Below are 18,132 nucleotides of genomic sequence, written 5' to 3' on the forward strand. Positions count from 1 at the left end.
CAACCGAACGAGGCGACGCGGTGGAACTGACCGGCATCAACGCGCAAAGCATTTTCGATGACAACGCCGCGACGCTGCGTCTGTCGTGGCTCACCGGCCACGAGGGCTGGGAGCGCGGGTTCACGCCCGAGAGCGTGGCCACCGCCACCTCCAGCGCCGACCTCGTGGGTCACCTGAACCTCATCCACCCGAACCGCATTCAGGTGCTCGGCGAGGCGGAACTGCGCTATTACCAGCGCCTGAGCGATGAGAACCGCAAGCGCCACATGGGCGAGGTCATCGCCCTGGAGCCGCCGTTCCTGGTCGTCGCCGACGGACTGGAGGCGCCGCCCGATCTGGTGCTGCGCTGCACCCGGTCGTCCACACCGCTGTTCACCACCCCGCTCTCCACCGCATCGGTTATCGACAGCCTGCGGCTGTACATTTCGCGCGTGTTCGCCCCGCGATGCACGATGCACGGCGTTTTTATCGACATTTTGGGCATGGGCGTGCTCCTCACCGGCGACTCCGGGCTGGGCAAGAGCGAACTCGGTCTGGAATTGATCAGCCGCGGCCACGGCCTGGTCGCCGACGATGCGGTCGATTTCGTGCGGCTGGGCCCCGATTTCGTGGAAGGGCGCTGCCCCCCACTGCTGCAAAACCTGCTGGAAGTGCGCGGGCTGGGCCTGCTCGACATCAAGACCATCTTCGGCGAGACGGCCGTGCGCCGGAAAATGAAGCTCAAGCTGATCGTGCAACTGGTGCGCCGCCCTGACGGCGAATTCCAGCGCCTGCCGCTCGAAGCGCAGACGGTGGATGTCCTCGGCTTGCCCATCAACAAGGTGATCCTGCAAGTGGCCGCCGGGCGAAACCTCGCCGTGCTGGTGGAGGCCGCCGTGCGCAACACGATCCTGCAACTGCGCGGCATCGACACGCTCAAGGACTTCATGGAGCGCCAGCGCCAGGCCATGCAGGATCCCGACGGGATGCAGGGCAAACTGCTCTGAGCCGCGTCTCCGGGTTTACCGCATTGCATGCGGTTTTCTGTCAACGCAGCGCGATTGCGGCGCGTTTTCTTTCATGTTGTAATCGCCACGCGGTTCTTCCCCGTGCGTGTCGACCTTAATGGAGAGACGATCATGAAGAAAGCATTCGCTGCACTGCTCCTGGTATCCCCGCTGCTCGCGTCGCCCGTGTTCGCCCAAAGCGCCGCCGCGCCCGAGGCAGCCCCGAAGGCCAACGCACAGCAAAACAAGATGACCGCGTGCAACGCGCAGGCCGGCGACAAGAAGGGCGACGATCGCAAGGCGTTCATGAAGCAATGCCTGTCGAACAAGCCGGCCGCGTCCGCCAAGCAAACGCAGCAGGAGAAGATGAAGACCTGCAACGCGCAAGCGGGCGACAAGAAGGGCGACGACCGCAAGGCGTTCATGAAGTCCTGTCTGTCGAACAAGCCGGCCGCCTGAGGCATCGACGCCAATCTACGCCGAACGGCGCCCCTTCCGGGCGCCGTTTTCGTTTGCGAAGCGCAGTCGGAATCACCCCGTGGTCGCGGGGAAGTGGCCGGAAGGGCCGGAAGGTTCGAAAACGGACGAAAACGGCTGAAAACGGCTGAAAAGGGCTGAAAAGGGCTGGAAATGGCTGGAATGGCGGCGAGGCTGGAAAGGGCCTAAACGGGCCTAAACGGGCCGGAGCGGCCGGAAACTCCTGGAATTGCGTACCTTTGCCGTGAATTGCCGAGCATTGCCGAGGAGAGCGCAACGCCCGGACAGCCCGCCGCTCGACACCCGTGAGACACAATCGCTTACCATGATGGTTGTATTCGGGAAATGTCATGAAGATCGTACTCATTACCGGTGTATCGGGCTCCGGCAAGTCGCTCGCCCTGAATGTCCTCGAGGACGCCGGGTATTACTGCGTCGACAACCTGCCGTCGCGATTTCTGCCTGAGCTTGCCGAATATCTCGAAACGCAGAATTACACGCGGCTTGCCGTCGCCATCGACGCGCGCAGCGGCGGCTCGCTTGCCGATCTGCCGCCGATCATCGGCGGTCTGCGCCGCTTCGGCCACGATGTGCGCGTGCTGTTCCTCAACGCCAACACGCAAACCCTGGTGCAGCGCTTCTCCGAGACACGCCGCCGCCATCCGCTCTCGGTGGGCGACAACACGCTCTCGGCCAACGGCTCGCTCGTCGAAGCGATCGAGAAAGAGCGCGAAATGCTCAACAGCGTGACCGAACTCGGTCACCAGATCGACACCAGCAATCTGCGCGCGAGTGCGCTGCGCCGTTGGATCCGCGAGTTCGTGCAGCACGATCACACCGGGCTTACGCTGATGTTTGAATCGTTCGGCTTCAAGCACGGGGTGCCGCTCGACGCCGATCTCGTCTTCGACGTGCGCTCGCTGCCCAATCCCTACTACGACACGCAGTTGCGGCCGCTCACCGGCCGCGATCAGCCGGTCATCGACTTCCTGTCGGCCATTCCCGAGGTCGCCGAAATGATCGACGACATCGGCGCGTATCTGCAAAAGTGGCTACCGAGCTTCATGCGCGACAACCGCAGCTATCTGACGGTGGCCATCGGCTGCACGGGCGGGCAGCACCGCTCCGTTTTCATCGCCGAGACGCTCGGCGCGCGCTTTCGCCAGGAAGCGAGCGTGCTCGTGCGCCATCGCGAGCTCGCACCGCTCGAGGCCGCCTGAGCGGCGCGACCGCGCTCGCTGCCAGCGGACGTCGGGCGCGCGAGCTTCAGGCCGGCAGCAGCAACTGACCGTCGCTCGGCGACAAGGCGTCGGCGATCTTTCGGATGGGTGACGGCAGACCGGCGGCGGCGATACCGGCCGCATCCAGCCAGGCCAGGCGTGCGCCGCTCGCCGGCGGCTGCCGCCCGGGGGCAGACGGCGAGAGCGTTACCAGCCACGGACGCAAGTGCAGCCGGAAATGCGTGAAGACGTGCGTGAGCCCATGCAGCGGCGCGAGCGACTGCACCGCCCCCTGCTGCGCCCCGAGCGCCGCGGCGTGCGCGCACAGGCGCTCGCGCAGTGAGGCGTCGTCGGGCGCTGGCGCGTCGGTCGGCGGCGTGAGCTCCGGCAGACTCCACAGGCCGCCCCAGATGCCGCTGTCCGGGCGCCGCTCGAACAGCACTCGCCCGCCCGCGCGAATCACCAGCACATCGACATGGCGCTCCGGCTGCGCCTTCTTCGGCTTGGTCGTGGGCAACGAGCGCTCGCGCCCCGTCGCATGCGCCACGCAATCGCTGTCAAACGGGCATTCGCCGCAGCGCGGCTTGCCGCGCCCGCACAGCGTGGCGCCGAGGTCCATCATCCCTTGGGTGTAGGCCGGCAGATCGTGATCGGGCAGCAGCGATTCGGCCAGCGCCCACATCTCCCGCTCGATCTTCGGCGTGCCAGGAAACCCCTCGATGCCGAACACGCGCGCGAGTACCCGTTTGACGTTGCCGTCGAGAATCGCGGCGTGCGCGTCGTAAGCGAATGCCGCGATCGCGGCGGCCGTCGAACGGCCGATGCCGGGCAACGTGGCGAGCGTGTCCGGATCCGACGGGAAGCGCCCGCCGTGCTCGGCCACGACCACCTGGGCGCAGCGATGCAGGTTGCGGGCACGCGAGTAGTACCCCAGGCCGCTCCAGAGCGCCATGACATCGTCCTGCGGCGCGCTGGCGAGCGCGGCGACGTCGGGAAAGCGCTCGAGAAAGCGGCCGTAATACGGGATCACCGTGGCGACCTGCGTCTGCTGCAACATGATTTCGGACAGCCAGATGCGGTACGCGTCGCGTGTGTTCTGCCAGGGCAGATCGTGACGGCCGTGCTCGGCCTGCCATGCGATCAGCCGCTCGGCAAAGGTGTCGGCCAGCGAACCGGCAGCGAAATCGGGGGTAGAGGCGTTCATGGGGATGTCCGGGGAGGCGTCGAGTACGACTGTACAGCGCGGCTGCGGGCGTCTTCGCGGGCTGGCGTCTTCGCGGGCCGCCGCGCGTGCGTCATTTCTGGCAATGCGGGCAAAAGAACGTGGAACGCTGCTGCTGCACGATCTGGCGAATCGGCGTGCCGCACACGCGGCATGGCTGTCCGGTGCGGTCGTAGACGAAATACTCCTGCTGGAAATAGCCGCTGCGACCGTCGCTGCCGACAAAATCGCGCAGCGTGCTGCCCCCTTTCTCGATTGCCGCGGCAAGCACTACCTTGATTGCCTGCGCGAGCTTCTCGGCACGCGGGCGGGACAGCTTGCCCGCAGCGAGCCGCGGATGGATGCCGGCGCGAAACAGGCTCTCGGAGGCGTAGATATTGCCCACGCCGACCACGATCGTGCCAGCGAGCAGCGCCTGCTTGATGGCGACGGTGCGCCCGCGCGTGCCGGCATGGAGCCAATTGCCGTCGAACGCGTCCGACAGCGGCTCGACGCCGAGGCTCGCGAGCAGCGGGTGCGAGAGAACGTCGCCGGCCGAGCGGGGGTGGAACAGCATGGCGCCGAAGCGGCGCGGGTCGCGATAGCGAAGTGCGCATCGCTCGAACACGAGATCGATGTGATCGTGCACCCCGGCCGCGGGCAAGGCCTGCGGCTCGGGCATCACGCGCAGCGTGCCGGTCATGCCCAGGTGCACCAGCAACCAGCCCGGCGCATATTCGAGCAGCAGGTATTTGCCGCGACGCTCGACGCCAATGAGCGTCTCGCCGCGCAGCAGCGTGTCGAGACCGTCGGGCACGGGCCAGCGCAATGCGGCGTTGCGCACGTCGATACGCGCGACGCGCGTGCCCGCCACGTGCGGCGCAATACCGCGGCGGGTGACTTCGACTTCGGGGAGTTCAGGCATGCCTGCGAACGTTTGCTGAGGATTTAGACTCTATTGTATCGGGCGCGCTACAATCGCTCGAAACCTGCCGTGGATCCCTATGCCGAAGACCCGAATCCCGTCCATCCCCGCCGCTTCCGAGACTGCGGTAACCGTGGCACCCATGGCCTTGCGCCTGCGCGGCGCACTGGCACGCGGGGCGTGGGCCGGCGCCACGGCGCTCGGCGTGACCTGCGCCAGCGCAGTCATGGCGCTCCTGCCATCGTCCAATGCCTTCGCGCAAGCGGCCCAGGACGGCGCGCGCGCGCTGCTCGCGCAGAACGCACCGGCCTCGCCCGCGGCCCCCGGCAAGGCATCCGCGCCGGGCGCCGCGAGCCGTGCGGCGGCGGCAAATACCGATACCGACGCCGAGGACGTCCCGCCCGGGGCCGCCGTCCCGAAGGAAAAGCTGCCGAACGTGGCGCTTTCGAGCGAGATCGTCTTCGAAGTGATGGCCGCCGAACTCAGCCTGCAACGCGGCAACCTCGCTCCGGCTTACAACACCTACATCGCGCTGGCCAATCGCACCAAGGATCCGCGCATGGCGCGCCGGGCGGTCGAGATCGCGCTCGGTGCGCGCCAGCTCGGCGACGCGCTGATCGCCGCGCGCCTGTGGCACCAGCTCGATCCGACTTGGCGCCCGGCGTCCCAGCTGCTCGCGAGCCTGCAGGTCGGCACGGGCCATCTCGGCGAAGCCGAGCCGCTGCTCGTCGACGAACTGAACAAGGTGCCCGAAGCGCGTCGCGGTCAGGCCATTCTGGAATTGCAGCAGATGATCGCGCGCAGTCCCGAGCGAGCCACCGGCGTCGATTCGCTCAAGCGCATGCTGGCCAACGACATGCAGCGCCCGGAAGCACAACTGGCCATTGCGCGTTCGCAGCTCGATGCCGGCGATACGGCCGGCGCACGCGCGTCGCTGGAGAACGCGCTCAGGATCAAGCCCGATTATGAAGCCGCGGCGTTGGTGTACGGCCAGATGGGGCCGTCCGAGCGCGCCCACGCCATCGCGGGACTCAAGACGTTCCTCGATCGCAACCCCGGCGCCAAGGAAGCCCGCTTCGCCTACGCGAAGCTGCTGCTGGCCGACAACCAGCTCGATGTCGCGCAAAAGCAGTTCGAAACGCTCGAGAAGCGCTATCCGCACGAGTTGTCGACGCTCATGGCGCTTGCGCTGCTGAGCCTGCACGCGAAGCATCCGGAGAAGGCCGAACAGTATCTGCAGAAGTACGCCTCGGAGGCCGAGCAGCAGAACACGGACGGCGCACAGGCTTACGTCTATCTCGCGCAGATCGCGCAGGACCGCAAGGACTATCCGGCGGCGGACAAGTGGCTCTCGAAGATCCGCGAGGACAGCAACGCCTATCTGCCCGCGCAGATCGGCCGCGCGCAACTGCTCGCCGACCAGGGCAAGGTCGAGGAAGGCCGTGCGCTGCTGCACGGCATCAAGTCGAGCGATCCGCGCGAGCAACTGGCGCTCAAGCGCGCCGAATCCGATCTGCTCGTCAAAGCCAAGCGCTACGGCGACGCCGAGAAGCTGCTCGAGGCCGAGGTCAAGAATCATCCGGACGATCCGGATTTGCTCTATCAGTACGGCATGGTTGCCGAGCTGAACAAGCACTACGACGTCATGGAAAAGGCCATGCGCCGCGTGATGGCAACGCAACCCGACAACGCGCAGGCGTACAACGCGCTTGGCTACTCGCTGACCGAGCGCAACACGCGTCTGCCCGAGGCGCTCAAGCTGCTGCAAAAGGCGTCGGCGCTCTCGCCCGAGGATCCGTACATCATGGACAGCCTGGGCTGGGTGAAATACCGCCTGGGCGACAAGCAGCAGGCGCTCGAACTGCTGCGTCGCGCCTACGGCATTCAGGCGCAGGCGGAAATCGGCGCCCACCTCGGCGAAGTGCTGTGGGAATCGGGCCAGCAGGACGAAGCGCGCAAGACCTGGCGCGAGGCGCTCAAGCTCGACGGCGACGACGATACGCTGCGCTCCACGATGAAGCGCTACAACGTGGCGCCGTGATGCCCGGATTGACGATGTTGTGCGCATTTCGGAACCCGGCGGCGCACGCGCGGGTGGCCCGCGCCCTCTCGCTGGCCTGCGCCGCTGCGCTTTTCGCAAGCGGTTGCGCGAGCCTCGCACCGCCGGCGCCCATCGTCCAATCGGCCGATGCGGGCGCGGAACACTATCGCGGCCGCTTCTCGGTGCGGTACGAGCAGAGCGGCGAGCCCCGCAATACCTACGGCAACTTCGATTGGCAGCAGAACGGCGAGAATGCCGTCGTCCAGTTGCTCGACCCGCTCGGGCAGACGCAGGCGATCGTTCGCGAGAATCCGCGCAGCGCCTCGCTCGAACTGCCGGGCAAGGCGCCGCTCACGGGGCCGCGCCTGGAAGACGTCATGCGCGATGCGCTCGGCTTCGCGCTGCCCGTCGGCGGCCTTCGCTACTGGCTGCGCATGCAGAGCGCCCCGGGATCGCGGGCGAGCATCGAGCGCGATCCGCAAACGCGGCGCCCCACGCGTCTGACGCAGGACGGCTGGACCATCGACTATCAGGCGTTTTTCGACGGCTCACCGCTGCGCGTCAGGCGCATCGACCTCTCGCGCGATCTCGACGGCTCGCCGCTGGCCGTGCGCCTGGTCATCGACGAATAAGCGGCGAGCCGGGCCGGTTCGGCACGTTCGCGCAGGCGGTGCTATGCTTGGCGCCGCGTGCTGCAGCGGCGGCGGCTGCTGTCGATGCATATCGCCGCCGACGGCGCCGCGTGCTGCAGCGGCGGCGGCTGCTGTCGATGCATATCGCCGCCGACGGCGCTGCGGGTGCTGTGGGCGCTGCGCCGAGACGCGTGCGCTGCGCGACGTTCGCGATATCCGCTTGGCGCACGCGTCGATCAACCGCCCCTACGATTCCCCGGCGCACGGACACCCTCGCGGGCGCTGTGTGCTCCGATAGCTCCGCTTCGCATCGCCATGTACGAAATCCTGCGTGACTGCCCTGCCCCGGCCAAGCTCAACCTGTTCCTGCATATCGTGGGACGCCGACCCAATGGCTATCACGAACTACAAACCGTCTTCCAGCTAATCGACTGGGCCGACACGTTGCACTTCGAGCGACGCGACGACGCGCGCATCGTCCATACGAATCCGCTGCCGGGCGTGCCGCCCGAGACCGATCTGACCGTGCGCGCGGCACGCCTTTTGCAGGCGCATTGCGGCGTGCGTTTCGGCGTGGACATCGCGATCGAGAAGCGTCTGCCGGCCGGCGGCGGCATCGGCGGCGGCAGCTCCGACGCGGCCACGACGCTGCTCGCGCTGAACCGCATGTGGCAGCTCGACCTGCCGCGCGCCGAGCTCCAGACGCTGGCCCTCAAGCTTGGGGCGGACGTGCCGTTTTTCGTGTTCGGCCGTAATGCGTTTGCGCAGGGACTGGGCGAAGAACTGGAAGCGATCGACCTGCCGCAATGGCACTTTCTCGTCGTGAACCCGCGCGTGCACGTCGCGACCGACAAAATATTTCGCGATCCCCTGTTGACAAGGGATACGAAGATCGTCACAATGGCGTTCTTTCTTGAGCACGCCAACAAAAACGTGTTCGAAACGGATGAAATCTTCCGTAACGACATGCAGGCGGTAGTCACTCGAGAATACGCGGAAGTCGCTGCTGTGATTGACTGGTTCAGAACCTTCACCACGGCTCGCATGACAGGATCCGGCGCAAGCGTGTTTGCGGTATTCGACACGAAGGCGGAAGCGGAAGCCGTATGCAGGCGATTGCCGGAGCGCTGGCTCGGTCAGGTGACCACCAGCCTGGCCGAACATCCGCTGTTCGCCTTCGCGTGAAGAGTTTTGCTTTGTTGCGTTTCCTACGGCGCAATGAAGGCACCGGTTAGTGTAGGGGAGTCGCCAAGTTGGTTAAGGCACCGGATTTTGATTCCGGCATACGAGGGTTCGAGTCCTTCCTCCCCTGCCAATTTCTCTGTTGTAGAGTCTCAGCATCCAACGTCCCGCAGGTAGCCAGATGAGTAGTGATAACCTAATGGTATTCACCGGGAACGCCAATCCCGCCCTGGCCCAAGCGGTCGTCGACACTCTGGGTATCCCCCTCGGCAAGGCCATGGCCAGCCGCTTCTCGGATGGTGAGATCCAGGTCGAAATTCAGGAAAACGTGCGTGGCAAGGACGTCTTCGTCCTCCAGTCGACGTGCGCTCCGACCAACGACAACCTGATGGAACTGATGATCATGGTCGACGCGCTCAAGCGCGCTTCCGCCGGCCGGATCACCGCTGCCATCCCGTATTTCGGCTATGCCCGTCAGGATCGCCGCCCGCGCTCGGCACGCGTGGCGATCTCGGCGAAGGTCGTGGCCAACATGCTGCAAATCGCAGGCGTCGAACGCATCATCACGATGGACCTGCACGCCGACCAGATTCAGGGTTTCTTCGATATTCCGGTCGACAACATCTACGCGTCGCCGCTGCTGCTGGCCGACGTGCGTGCCCAGAACCACGAAAACCTGCTCGTGGTGTCGCCGGACGTCGGTGGCGTGGTGCGCGCCCGTGCGCTGGCCAAGCAACTGCATTGCGATCTGGCCATCATCGACAAGCGCCGTCCGAAGGCCAACGTGGCCGAAGTGATGAACATCATCGGTGAAGTCGAAGGCCGTACCTGCGTCATCATGGATGACATGGTCGATACCGCCGGTACGCTGTGCAAGGCCGCGCAGGTATTGAAAGAACGCGGCGCACAGAAGGTGTACGCCTACTGTACGCACCCGGTGCTCTCGGGCGGCGCCGCAGCGCGAATCAACGCCTCGGAGCTCGACGAAGTGGTCGTGACGGATACCATTCCGCTGCGTGATGACTCGAAGGGCGGCAAGATTCGCCAGCTGAGCTGCGCTAACCTGCTCGCCGAGACGTTCTCGCGCATCCGTCGTGGCGACTCGGTGATGTCGCTGTTCGCGGAGTAAGCGTTCGGTAAAGTTTTTGCAACGGCGCCTGTGTGGCGCCGTTGTTGTGTCGGCGAGGAGCGTTTTCCTCGCCTTTGTCGTTCCTGAATCCCGCGTTTTTCGGCGGGCCGTTCGGGAAGAAAACACTGCCTGGTCGCGGGCAGTACAAGGAGTTGTCATGAAAGTCGTCGCTTTTGAGCGCAATCAGCAAGGTACTGGTGCGAGCCGCCGCCTGCGCAATGCCGGTAAGACTACGGGCATCGTGTACGGTGGTAACGTTGAACCTAAGATGATCGAACTCGATCACAACGCACTGTGGCACGCCCTCCGCAAGGAAGCTTTCCACTCGTCGATCCTCGACCTGGAAGTTGCCGGCAAGACCGAACAAGTGCTGCTGCGCGACGTGCAGTATCACCCGTTCAAGCAACTCGTTCTGCACGTGGATTTCCAGCGTGTCGATCCGAACAAGTCCATTCACGTGAAGGTGCCCCTGCACTTCCTGAACGCCGAGACGTCGCCGGCCGTGAAGCTGGGCGCGAACGTGATCAGCCACACGCTCAACGAACTCGACATCAGCTGCCTGCCGGGCAAGCTGCCGGAATTCCTGGAAGTCGACCTGTCGAAGCTGGAAGCCGGTCAGACCGTGCATGCCAAGGACGTCAAGCTGCCCGCCGGCGTGACGCTGACGCTGCACGTCGAGCAGGAAAACCCGGTGGTGGCGCAAGCCGTCCAACCGGCCGGCGCTGCGGCTGACGAAGCTGCCGCCTCGGCTGCCGAAGGCGAAACGCCGGCTGCCTAAGCCACGCGTGTCAGCCTTCAGCGGCGACGCTGGACGCAAGACCCGCCGCGACGTCATGTCCGGCGGGTTTTTTCATGGCGGTGCGTGACGCACCCAACACCTCCGACACCGAAATGATCAAGCTGATCGTGGGGCTCGGCAATCCGGGCGCCGAATACACAGCGACGCGTCACAACGCGGGCTTCTGGTTTGTCGACGCCCTGGCGCAGCAATGCGGCGCGTCGCTCTCCCATCAGAAGAACTTCCACGGGTTCGCCGCGCGGGCACGCGTGGCCGGCCAGGAAGTCTGGCTGCTCGAGCCACAGACGTTCATGAACCGCTCGGGTCAATCCGTCGTCGCCCTGGCCCGCTTCTACAAGATCCTGCCCGACGAGATTCTCGTGGTGCACGACGAGCTCGATCTGCTGCCGGGCACCGTGAAGCTCAAGCGCGGCGGCGGCAGCGGCGGCCATAACGGCCTGAAGGACATTGCCGCGCATCTGACCACGCAGGAATTCTGGCGTCTGCGACTGGGCATCGGCCATCCGCGCACGCTGCAGCCAGCCGGCAGCCAGCAGCAGGTGGTGGACTTCGTGCTCAAGCCGCCGCGCAAGGAGGAGCAGGCGCAAATCGACGACGCGATGTCGCGCTCGCTCGACGTCGTCGACCTGATCGTCAAGGGCGAGATGGAAAAGGCGATGATGCGGCTGCACGCCGCGCCCGCGAAGTAACGCGGCGGCGCAAGACCACGCCCGCGCAGCGACACGGGCCGCTCATGTGATGCGAGCACACGACGCTCGCAACACACGACAGAGGCGCCGCAGGGCGCCTTTGTCGTCCCTTTTGTCGCCCCTTTCGCCGTCTCTTTGTCGCTCGCGAGAGCCTCCGGTAATTCGTAGGCGGGACTGTGCGGGAATGCTGCGAGAATGTGTCGTCAGGGTGTGAAGCGGAACCCCGCCCCCGGGCGCGGAATCAGGCCAATTGGGCCCAATCAGGCCGATTTGGCCGCTTGCAGATGGGTGTACTTGTCCAGCAATTGCTCGCGCGTCTCGACGTGCTCGGGATTGACGGGGATGCACTCCACCGGGCACACCTGCACGCACTGCGGTTCATCGAAGTGACCGACACACTCGGTGCACTTGTTCGGATCGATTTCGTAGATTTCGATCCCCATCGAAATTGCGTCGTTCGGGCACTCCGGCTCGCACACGTCGCAATTGATGCATTCATCGGTAATCATCAAGGCCATACGGCACCTCCAGCCGTATCGCGAAGCCAGCGGGCCGCGAAGGCCCGGCCGGCGCACACGATACTTATCCCTTCGCCGCCTGGTCGCCGACTTTCGTCACCAGCCATTTCTCGACGGAAGGGAACACGAACTTGCTCACGTCGCCGCCCAGTTGGGCAATCTCGCGCACGATCGTACCCGAGATGAACTGGTACTGGTCGGACGGCGTCATGAACATCGTTTCCACGTCGGGCAGCAGATAACGGTTCATGCCCGCCATCTGAAACTCGTACTCGAAGTCGGACACCGCGCGCAGGCCGCGCACGATCACACGCGCCTGATGCTTGCGCACGAAGTCCTTGAGCAGCCCGGAAAACCCTTCGACGGACACGTTCGGATAGTGGCCCAGCACTTCGCGCGCGATGTCGATGCGCTCCTGGAGCGTGAAGAACGGTTTCTTGTTCTTGCTATCGGCCACCCCGACGACGAGCTTGTCGAAAATGCCCGCAGCACGGCGGACCAGGTCCTCGTGCCCTCGGGTAAGCGGGTCGAACGTCCCTGGATAGATCGCCACTACCATGCCAACGTCTCCTCGCGGCTGGGGACCGATGCTGCGTACTTGTTCATTGTGGTCTCTAGGTTTTCGGAATCGATTCAAGCAAATGATAATGCACCGCCCCGGCTTTCGCCCGGCGCAGGCACGCGAGCCCGAGCGCGGCGAGCGCTTCGTCCGCGAGCGGCGCGTCGGACTCGGCATAGATCACGCCGTGCGGCGCAAGCAGACGGGCCGCCGGCGCCAACAGCTCGGCGAGCCAGCCGCTCGCAAACGGCGGGTCGAGAAATACCACGTCGAATGCCCCGGGCGAGAGTGTGGTTATCAAGCGCCGTGCATCGGCCTGAACGATCTCGATCTGACTGGCCCCCAGCTTGGCCTGATTGGCGCGCAATTGCCGCACCGCGGGCGCGGCCTGCTCGATCATCACGACACGCGTCGCACCGCGCGAGGCCGCCTCGAAACCGAGCGCACCGCTGCCGGCGAAGGCGTCGAGGCACTGCATGCCGGTGAGGTCCTGTCCGAGCCAATTGAAAAGCGTTTCGCGCACGCGGTCAGGCGTGGGCCGCAGTCCGTCGCCGGGCGGCACGGGCAGCGGCGTGCGCTTCCATTGGCCGCCGATGATGCGCACCTGCTGCGGCGCGTGGCGGGCCACATTGCCGGCACCGGTCTTCATGGCGCGCTCCGCGAGACGGGCGCCGCACCTGGACCGGGCGCACCCAATGCATCGGGGCACGGAACGCTATGGCCCGCATCGATGCAAAAAAGAGGTCGCGCGCGGCAATTCACGCGCAGGGAATCCAAAATCATGGCAAATCACGCTACATTGTTGAGGCGAAACATACCACATCGCCCGCCCCCCTTGCCCCGTCGCCGGAGCGCGCAGCGCCGTAACGGCCCGCGTCGGCGATGGGGCGAGCGCCGGTCGCGGCCCATGGCTCGCCGCCGCTCGCCGCGGCTCAACAGGAGTCTGCCCGATTCGTCATGACCGCTGCCGCCATCGAGGTAACAGAACTGTGCAAGGCCTACGAGGGCCGATCTGTCGTCGATCGTCTGTCCCTGCGCGTCGCGCCCGGCGAGTGTTTCGGCCTGTTGGGGCCGAACGGCGCGGGCAAAACGACCACGTTGCGCATGCTGCTCGGCCTGGTGACGCCCGACGCGGGCTGCATCCGCCTGGGCGGCATGCCGGTGCCGCGGCTGGCGCCCGAGGCACGGCGGCGCATCGGCGTGGTGCCGCAATTCGACAATCTCGATCCCGACTTCACCGTGCGCGAGAACCTCGCCGTCTTCGGCCGGTATTTCGGACTTTCCCGCGCGGACGTGCGTGAGCGCGTGCCGGCGCTGCTCGCCTTCGCCCGCCTCGAGGCCAAGGCCGACGCACGCGTCGGTCAGCTCTCCGGCGGCATGAAGCGCCGCCTCACGCTCGCGCGCGCGCTCATCAACAATCCCGATCTGCTCGTGCTCGACGAGCCGACCACCGGTCTCGATCCGCAGGCGCGGCATCTGATCTGGGAGCGGCTGAAATCGCTGATGAACGAGGGCAAGACGATTCTGCTGACGACCCACTTCATGGAGGAAGCGGAGCGCCTGTGTCATCGGCTGTGCGTCATCGACGCGGGGCGCAAGATCGCCGAGGGCACGCCGCCCGAACTCGTCGCGCGCGAGATCGGGTGCGACGTGGTGGAGCTCTTTGGCGACGTCCCTCGCGGGTTGATCGCCCGGCTCGCGCCATTGGCCGAGCGCATCGAGTCGAGCGGCGAGACGCACTTCTGCTACGTGCGCGACGCCGCGCCGCTCGTCGCCGCGCTGCACGACCAGCCCGGCGTGCGCTATTTGCATCGTCGGGCGAATCTGGAGGACGTCTTTCTCAAGCTCACGGGACGGGAGATGCGCGATGAGTGAGTCGACGAATGAGCCGACGAATGAGCCAACGAATGAGCCGTTGAAAACATCGGTGAGCGAGTCGACGGCCCGGCCCGACCTCCCTCGCTACCTTCCCGGCGCCGGCGCGTGGGTGAGCGTCTGGCGGCGCAACTTCCTCGTCTGGCGCAAGCTCGCGATCGCGTCGATGTTCGGCAATCTCGCCGATCCCATGATTTACCTGTTCGGGCTGGGCTTCGGACTGGGGATGATGGTCGGCGACGTGGACGGCACGTCGTACATCGCGTTTCTCGCGGCCGGCACCGTCGGCTCGAGCGTGATGTTCTCCGCGAGCTTCGAGTCGATGTATTCGGGCTTCTCGCGCATGCACGTGCAACGCACGTGGGAGGCGCTCATGCACACGCCGCTCACGCTCGGCGACGTGGTGCTGGGCGAGGTGGTCTGGGCGGCAAGCAAAGCGGTGCTGTCAGGACTCGCCATTCTCGTCGTGGCCAGCGTGCTCGGCTATGCGCGCCTCGACAGTCTCGCCATCGTTCTGCCGGCGATCCTGCTCGCGGGTCTTGCATTCGCCAGCCTGGCGATGGTCATGACGGCGCTCGCGCCGAGCTACGACTTCTTCATGTTCTACCAGACGCTCGTGATGACGCCGATGCTGCTGCTCTCGGGTGTGTTCTTTCCGTTGTCGCAGTTGCCGGCAGCCGCGCGGCACGTCACGGAGTGGCTGCCGCTCGCGCATGCCGTGGCCCTGATCCGCCCGGCCATGCTCGGTCGCGCCATCGATGCGCCGTGGCTGCATGCCGGCGCGCTCGCCGTGTACGCCGTCGCGGGCTTTGCCGTCGCGCTCGTGCTGCTGCGCCGCCGGATTCTTCGGTAACACCGAGGGCGAACGGCATCGCCCCCGGCGCGGCCTGGCGCTTACTTCGCCTTCGCGCCCGCGGCCGGCTTGCCGCCGGGGGCGGCGGCACCTGCGCCGGCCGTACCGAATACGTCGCCCGGCCCCACGACGACCGTCGCGAGACGGTCCGGCCGCACGTGGCGCGCGAAAGCATCCCTGACCTGCGCGGCCGTGACGGACTTGACCTTTTCGGTCCACGTGTCGAGGTAATCGAGCGGCAGGTTGTAGAAGCCGATGGCCGCCACGTTGGCCAGCAGCTTGCGGTTGCTGTCCAGGCGCAGCGGGAAGCCGTTCACCAGGTTGTCCTTCGCGGCCTGCATCTCCGCGTCGGTCGGGCCTTCCTGCACGAACTTGTCGAGCGTCTCGCGCACGACGTTGAGCGCCTCGCGCGCCTGTTCGCGACGCGTCTGCAGGCTGATCTCGAACGGCCCTTCCTGCAATTGCGGCACGAATGCGCTCGACACGCCATACGTCAGCCCGCGCTTCTCGCGCACTTCGGCCGTGAGCCGCGACACGAACCCGCCGCCGCCCAGCACGTAGTTGCCCACGAGCAGCGGAAAGTAGTCGGGATCGCTGCGCGCCATCGACGCCTGCCCGGTCACGATGTGCGCCTGCTCCGCCGGGTGCGGCAGATCGATCTGCACGGCGCTGCGCAGCGGCGCCACGGCGGGCATTGCGGGCGGCGTGACGCCCGCCGGCATGGCCTCGGTCAGCGTGGCGACCACCTTCTCGGCCTGCGCGCGGTCGATGTCGCCGACGATCGTGACGACCGCCCGCTTCGCGCTGTACATGTCGCGGTAAAAGCGCACGAGGTCGTCGCGCCTGATGGCGTTCACGCTCGCCACCGTGGCGCTGACGCCATACGGATGGCCGCCATAGATGGCATGGCGGAACGCCTTCTCGGCAATCGGCTCGGGCTTCGTGTCCGACTCGGCAATCGCCGACGACAGTCGCGCCGATTCGCGCTTGAGCACGGCATCGGGGAACGTCGGGTGCTGCAGGAACTGCGCCATCGTGTCGACGGCCGCGTCGCGTTCGGCGCGCGACGACAGCGTGCGCATGGTGACGGTCGCGGCGTCCCGACCGGCATGCGTGCCCGCCATCGCGCCGACGTCGGCGAAGCGGTCGGCAATCTGCGCCTCGGTGAGTGCGGGGCGCCCGCCCGCGGCCGCGGCGCCTGCGTCGAGCAGGCCCGCCGTGAGCAGCGCGAGTCCGGCCTTGCCGGGCGGATCGTAACGGCTGCCGGCATCGAAGTCGATGTTCAGGTCGATCATCGGGATCGAGCGGCTCTCGACGAGCAGCACCTTGGCGCCGGACGGCGCGGTCCAGGTCTGGATCGGCAGCGCGGCCCGGGCGCCGGTAGCGGCAAGCGCGGCGACCGCGCCTGCCGTCACGCACGCCAGCAGGCCCGCGCGCGCAGGGAAAAACGCACGCATCAGTGCGGAAATCTTCATCATCGTGTGGCCCTCTCAGCGCATGTTCTTCAGGTCTTCCGCCCCTTGGGCGCGGCGCTTGCGTGTCGCTTCGTCGATCGGCTGCGGCACCAGCGTGGCCACCGTGAGCGAATCGTCGCCGAAGTACTTGCCGGCCACCGCCTGCACCTGCGCGGGGGTCACCGCCTTCACCTTTTCGAGCATGCGGTCGATCTGCCGCCACGAGATGCCCGACATTTCGTTCAGTCCGATCTCCATCGCCTGACCGAACACCGAGTCGCGCTTGTAGATCTGCGATGCGACCACCTGCGCCTTCACGCGCTTGAGTTCCGCCTCGGTCACGCCATGCGCGGCGATGTCGGCGATCTGCGCGCGCAGCGCCTTTTCGATCTGCTCCGGCGTCTTGCCTTGCGCCGGCGTGCCGTCCATCAGGAAGAACTGCGGACCGCGGCCGACGCCGTCATAGCTCGCGCCCACGTCGTTGGCGATGCGCTGCTCGCGCACCAGGCGGCTCGTGAGCCGCGCGTTGCCATAACCGTCCAGCACGGCGGCGAGCACCTGCAGCGCGTAGACGTCGTCGTCCTTCTCGACGTCGCTCAGACGCGGCGCGCGCCACGCGAGCATCACGTTCGGGTTCTCGGCGGGTGCCTTCACGAAAACACGCCGCACCCCCATTTGCGCCGGCTCGTTCTGCGCACGGCGTTCAGGCAGCGCCCGCGGCTTGAGCGGCCCGTAGTACTGCTCGGCAAGTTGCCTGACCTGCGCCGGATCGACGTCGCCGCTCACGACCACGACGGCGTTGTTCGGCGCGTACCAGCGTTCGTACCAGTCGCGCGTGTCCTGCACGGTCATGTGCCGAAGATCATCCATCCAGCCGACGATCGGACGGCGGTACGGGTTGGCCACGAGCGCCGTGGCCATCAGTTGTTCGTAGAGCAATGCGCGCGGCTGATCGTCGGTGCGCAGACGGCGCTCTTCCATGACGACCTGGATCTCCTTCGCGAATTCGTCGGCGGACAGCGTGAGGTTGGTCATGCGATCGGCCTCCAGCCGCATCATCTCCGGCAGGCGCGACTTCTCCGTCTGCTCGAAGTAGCCGGTGTAATCCTTGCTGGTGAAAGCGTTCTCGCGGCCGCCCAGCGCGGCGACCTGGCGAGAGAACTGGCCGGCGCCCACGGATCTGGTGCCCTTGAACATCATGTGCTCGAGCGCGTGCGCGACGCCCGTGGTGCCATTGAACTCGTCGAGCGAGCCGGCGCGATACCAGACCACGTGGGCCACCGTGGGCGCCCGATGGTCTTCGCGAACGATCAGCCGCAGGCCGTTCGATAGCGTGAATTCCGAAGTGTTGTCCGTGGTCTTGCTGCCGCCGGTGTCGGCCGCATGGCTCAGGCTCATCACGCCGGCCAGGGCCAGTCCGGCCAAGGCGTGTCGCCAGCGCATGGTTCGCGTCATGGATCCCCTTTCGCCCGTCATGGACGTCGATACGCGTCTGATAAAATACGTCGCATTTCCCGCGTCGGAAACAACGACTCGCCCATTGTAGGGGTTTTGTGCGACGCGAATGGCAAGACAAATCAGAGACGCACGCC

Annotated in this window: 18 protein-coding genes and 1 tRNA gene; 12 read left to right on the forward strand and 7 right to left on the reverse strand. The window is 66.1% G+C overall.

Features of this window, described 5'->3' with window-relative positions:
* Positions 1-20: 20 nt before the first annotated feature.
* From hprK to rapZ, 3 genes are all read left to right on the forward strand, one after another.
* Positions 21-986, forward strand: coding sequence for an HPr(Ser) kinase/phosphatase (gene hprK / locus CDN36_RS05620; protein WP_039407855.1), 966 nt, complete (start codon positions 21-23; stop codon positions 984-986).
* Positions 987-1,118: 132 nt separating this feature from the next.
* Positions 1,119-1,445, forward strand: coding sequence for a PsiF family protein (locus CDN36_RS05625; protein ID WP_150553851.1), 327 nt, complete (start codon positions 1,119-1,121; stop codon positions 1,443-1,445).
* 368 nt (positions 1,446-1,813) lie between these two features.
* Positions 1,814-2,683, forward strand: a complete 870-nt coding sequence (rapZ, locus tag CDN36_RS05630; protein WP_287496208.1) for an RNase adapter RapZ — start codon at positions 1,814-1,816, stop codon at positions 2,681-2,683.
* Between the two features lie 46 nt (positions 2,684-2,729).
* On the opposite strand, the gene mutY is transcribed toward rapZ, so the two are convergent.
* Positions 2,730-3,887 (reverse strand): A/G-specific adenine glycosylase, encoded by a 1,158-nt coding sequence (mutY, locus tag CDN36_RS05635; protein ID WP_287496209.1) that lies wholly within the window; start codon positions 3,885-3,887, stop codon positions 2,730-2,732.
* 91 nt (positions 3,888-3,978) lie between these two features.
* Entirely contained in the window at positions 3,979-4,809 is an 831-nt protein-coding gene (gene mutM, locus CDN36_RS05640) for a bifunctional DNA-formamidopyrimidine glycosylase/DNA-(apurinic or apyrimidinic site) lyase (RefSeq protein ID WP_150553854.1), read from the reverse strand.
* Between the two features lie 226 nt (positions 4,810-5,035).
* Here mutM and CDN36_RS05645 point away from each other — a divergent pair, with 226 nt between their 5' ends.
* The 7 genes from CDN36_RS05645 to pth all read left to right on the forward strand — a co-directional run bounded on the left by CDN36_RS05645 (position 5,036) and on the right by pth (position 11,281).
* Positions 5,036-6,850 carry a tetratricopeptide repeat protein gene (locus tag CDN36_RS05645; protein ID WP_502920344.1) on the forward strand — a complete coding sequence of 605 codons (1,815 nt, stop codon included), beginning with the start codon at positions 5,036-5,038 and terminating at the stop codon, positions 6,848-6,850.
* Positions 6,851-6,864: 14 nt separating this feature from the next.
* Positions 6,865-7,482: an outer membrane lipoprotein LolB gene (locus CDN36_RS05650; RefSeq protein WP_150553856.1), complete on the forward strand. Its 618-nt coding sequence runs from the start codon at positions 6,865-6,867 to the stop codon at positions 7,480-7,482.
* 315 nt (positions 7,483-7,797) lie between these two features.
* Positions 7,798-8,667: a 4-(cytidine 5'-diphospho)-2-C-methyl-D-erythritol kinase gene (ispE, locus tag CDN36_RS05655; RefSeq protein WP_150553857.1), complete on the forward strand. Its 870-nt coding sequence runs from the start codon at positions 7,798-7,800 to the stop codon at positions 8,665-8,667.
* Positions 8,668-8,720: 53 nt separating this feature from the next.
* Positions 8,721-8,797, forward strand: a tRNA-Gln gene (locus CDN36_RS05660).
* Positions 8,798-8,845: 48 nt separating this feature from the next.
* Positions 8,846-9,793, forward strand: coding sequence for a ribose-phosphate pyrophosphokinase (locus CDN36_RS05665; protein WP_150553858.1), 948 nt, complete (start codon positions 8,846-8,848; stop codon positions 9,791-9,793).
* A 157-nt stretch (positions 9,794-9,950) separates the two neighbouring features.
* The gene (locus tag CDN36_RS05670) at positions 9,951-10,571 is read left to right on the forward strand and encodes a 50S ribosomal protein L25/general stress protein Ctc (RefSeq protein WP_150553859.1); all 621 of its coding nucleotides are present in this window, start codon (positions 9,951-9,953) and stop codon (positions 10,569-10,571) included.
* A 113-nt stretch (positions 10,572-10,684) separates the two neighbouring features.
* Positions 10,685-11,281: an aminoacyl-tRNA hydrolase gene (gene pth, locus CDN36_RS05675; RefSeq protein ID WP_150554155.1), complete on the forward strand. Its 597-nt coding sequence runs from the start codon at positions 10,685-10,687 to the stop codon at positions 11,279-11,281.
* Between the two features lie 260 nt (positions 11,282-11,541).
* On the opposite strand, the gene CDN36_RS05680 is transcribed toward pth, so the two are convergent.
* The 3 genes from CDN36_RS05680 to rsmD form a co-directional block, all read right to left on the reverse strand.
* Entirely contained in the window at positions 11,542-11,799 is a 258-nt protein-coding gene (locus tag CDN36_RS05680; RefSeq protein WP_150553860.1) for a YfhL family 4Fe-4S dicluster ferredoxin, read from the reverse strand.
* 64 nt (positions 11,800-11,863) lie between these two features.
* Positions 11,864-12,358 (reverse strand): pantetheine-phosphate adenylyltransferase, encoded by a 495-nt coding sequence (gene coaD / locus CDN36_RS05685; RefSeq protein WP_287496210.1) that lies wholly within the window; start codon positions 12,356-12,358, stop codon positions 11,864-11,866.
* Between the two features lie 55 nt (positions 12,359-12,413).
* The gene (gene rsmD / locus CDN36_RS05690; protein WP_150553862.1) at positions 12,414-13,007 is read right to left on the reverse strand and encodes a 16S rRNA (guanine(966)-N(2))-methyltransferase RsmD; all 594 of its coding nucleotides are present in this window, start codon (positions 13,005-13,007) and stop codon (positions 12,414-12,416) included.
* Positions 13,008-13,315: 308 nt separating this feature from the next.
* Between rsmD and nodI the strand changes: the two genes are divergently transcribed.
* Both nodI and CDN36_RS05700 read left to right on the forward strand, forming a co-directional pair.
* Entirely contained in the window at positions 13,316-14,233 is a 918-nt protein-coding gene (gene nodI, locus CDN36_RS05695) for a nodulation factor ABC transporter ATP-binding protein NodI (RefSeq protein WP_241013717.1), read from the forward strand.
* Positions 14,226-15,086 carry an ABC transporter permease gene (locus CDN36_RS05700; protein WP_502920339.1) on the forward strand — a complete coding sequence of 287 codons (861 nt, stop codon included), beginning with the start codon at positions 14,226-14,228 and terminating at the stop codon, positions 15,084-15,086. Before nodI ends, CDN36_RS05700 begins: the two co-directional genes overlap by 8 nt.
* Positions 15,087-15,127: 41 nt before the next feature.
* On the opposite strand, the gene CDN36_RS05705 is transcribed toward CDN36_RS05700, so the two are convergent.
* Both CDN36_RS05705 and CDN36_RS05710 read right to left on the reverse strand, forming a co-directional pair.
* Positions 15,128-16,564 (reverse strand): M16 family metallopeptidase, encoded by a 1,437-nt coding sequence (locus CDN36_RS05705; protein ID WP_502920340.1) that lies wholly within the window; start codon positions 16,562-16,564, stop codon positions 15,128-15,130.
* Between the two features lie 12 nt (positions 16,565-16,576).
* Complete coding sequence (locus CDN36_RS05710) at positions 16,577-17,995, reverse strand: M16 family metallopeptidase (RefSeq protein ID WP_150553865.1); 1,419 nt, start codon at positions 17,993-17,995, stop codon at positions 16,577-16,579.
* Between the last annotated feature and the right edge of the window lie 137 nt (positions 17,996-18,132).

The sequence above is a fragment of the Pandoraea sp. CB10b_02 genome, assembly GCF_002216225.1.
GTDB classification, from domain to species: domain Bacteria; phylum Pseudomonadota; class Gammaproteobacteria; order Burkholderiales; family Burkholderiaceae; genus Pandoraea; species Pandoraea nosoerga.

Bases quoted from the DNA above. Each gene is read 5' to 3' on its own strand.
- CDN36_RS05625 (WP_150553851.1), top strand. From the start codon at position 1,119: ATGAAGAAAGCATTCGCTGCACTGCTCCTGGTATCCCCGCTGCTCGCG.
- rapZ (WP_287496208.1), top strand. From the start codon at position 1,814: ATGAAGATCGTACTCATTACCGGTGTATCGGGCTCCGGCAAGTCGCTC.
- mutY (WP_287496209.1), bottom strand. From the start codon at position 3,887: ATGAACGCCTCTACCCCCGATTTCGCTGCCGGTTCGCTGGCCGACACC.
- mutM (WP_150553854.1), bottom strand. From the start codon at position 4,809: ATGCCTGAACTCCCCGAAGTCGAAGTCACCCGCCGCGGTATTGCGCCG.
- CDN36_RS05645 (WP_502920344.1), top strand. From the start codon at position 5,036: ATGGCGCTCCTGCCATCGTCCAATGCCTTCGCGCAAGCGGCCCAGGAC.
- CDN36_RS05650 (WP_150553856.1), top strand. From the start codon at position 6,865: ATGTTGTGCGCATTTCGGAACCCGGCGGCGCACGCGCGGGTGGCCCGC.
- ispE (WP_150553857.1), top strand. From the start codon at position 7,798: ATGTACGAAATCCTGCGTGACTGCCCTGCCCCGGCCAAGCTCAACCTG.
- CDN36_RS05665 (WP_150553858.1), top strand. From the start codon at position 8,846: ATGAGTAGTGATAACCTAATGGTATTCACCGGGAACGCCAATCCCGCC.
- CDN36_RS05670 (WP_150553859.1), top strand. From the start codon at position 9,951: ATGAAAGTCGTCGCTTTTGAGCGCAATCAGCAAGGTACTGGTGCGAGC.
- pth (WP_150554155.1), top strand. From the start codon at position 10,685: ATGATCAAGCTGATCGTGGGGCTCGGCAATCCGGGCGCCGAATACACA.
- CDN36_RS05680 (WP_150553860.1), bottom strand. From the start codon at position 11,799: ATGGCCTTGATGATTACCGATGAATGCATCAATTGCGACGTGTGCGAG.
- coaD (WP_287496210.1), bottom strand. From the start codon at position 12,358: ATGGTAGTGGCGATCTATCCAGGGACGTTCGACCCGCTTACCCGAGGG.
- rsmD (WP_150553862.1), bottom strand. From the start codon at position 13,007: ATGAAGACCGGTGCCGGCAATGTGGCCCGCCACGCGCCGCAGCAGGTG.
- nodI (WP_241013717.1), top strand. From the start codon at position 13,316: ATGACCGCTGCCGCCATCGAGGTAACAGAACTGTGCAAGGCCTACGAG.
- CDN36_RS05700 (WP_502920339.1), top strand. From the start codon at position 14,226: ATGAGTGAGTCGACGAATGAGCCGACGAATGAGCCAACGAATGAGCCG.
- CDN36_RS05705 (WP_502920340.1), bottom strand. From the start codon at position 16,564: ATGATGAAGATTTCCGCACTGATGCGTGCGTTTTTCCCTGCGCGCGCG.
- CDN36_RS05710 (WP_150553865.1), bottom strand. From the start codon at position 17,995: ATGACGCGAACCATGCGCTGGCGACACGCCTTGGCCGGACTGGCCCTG.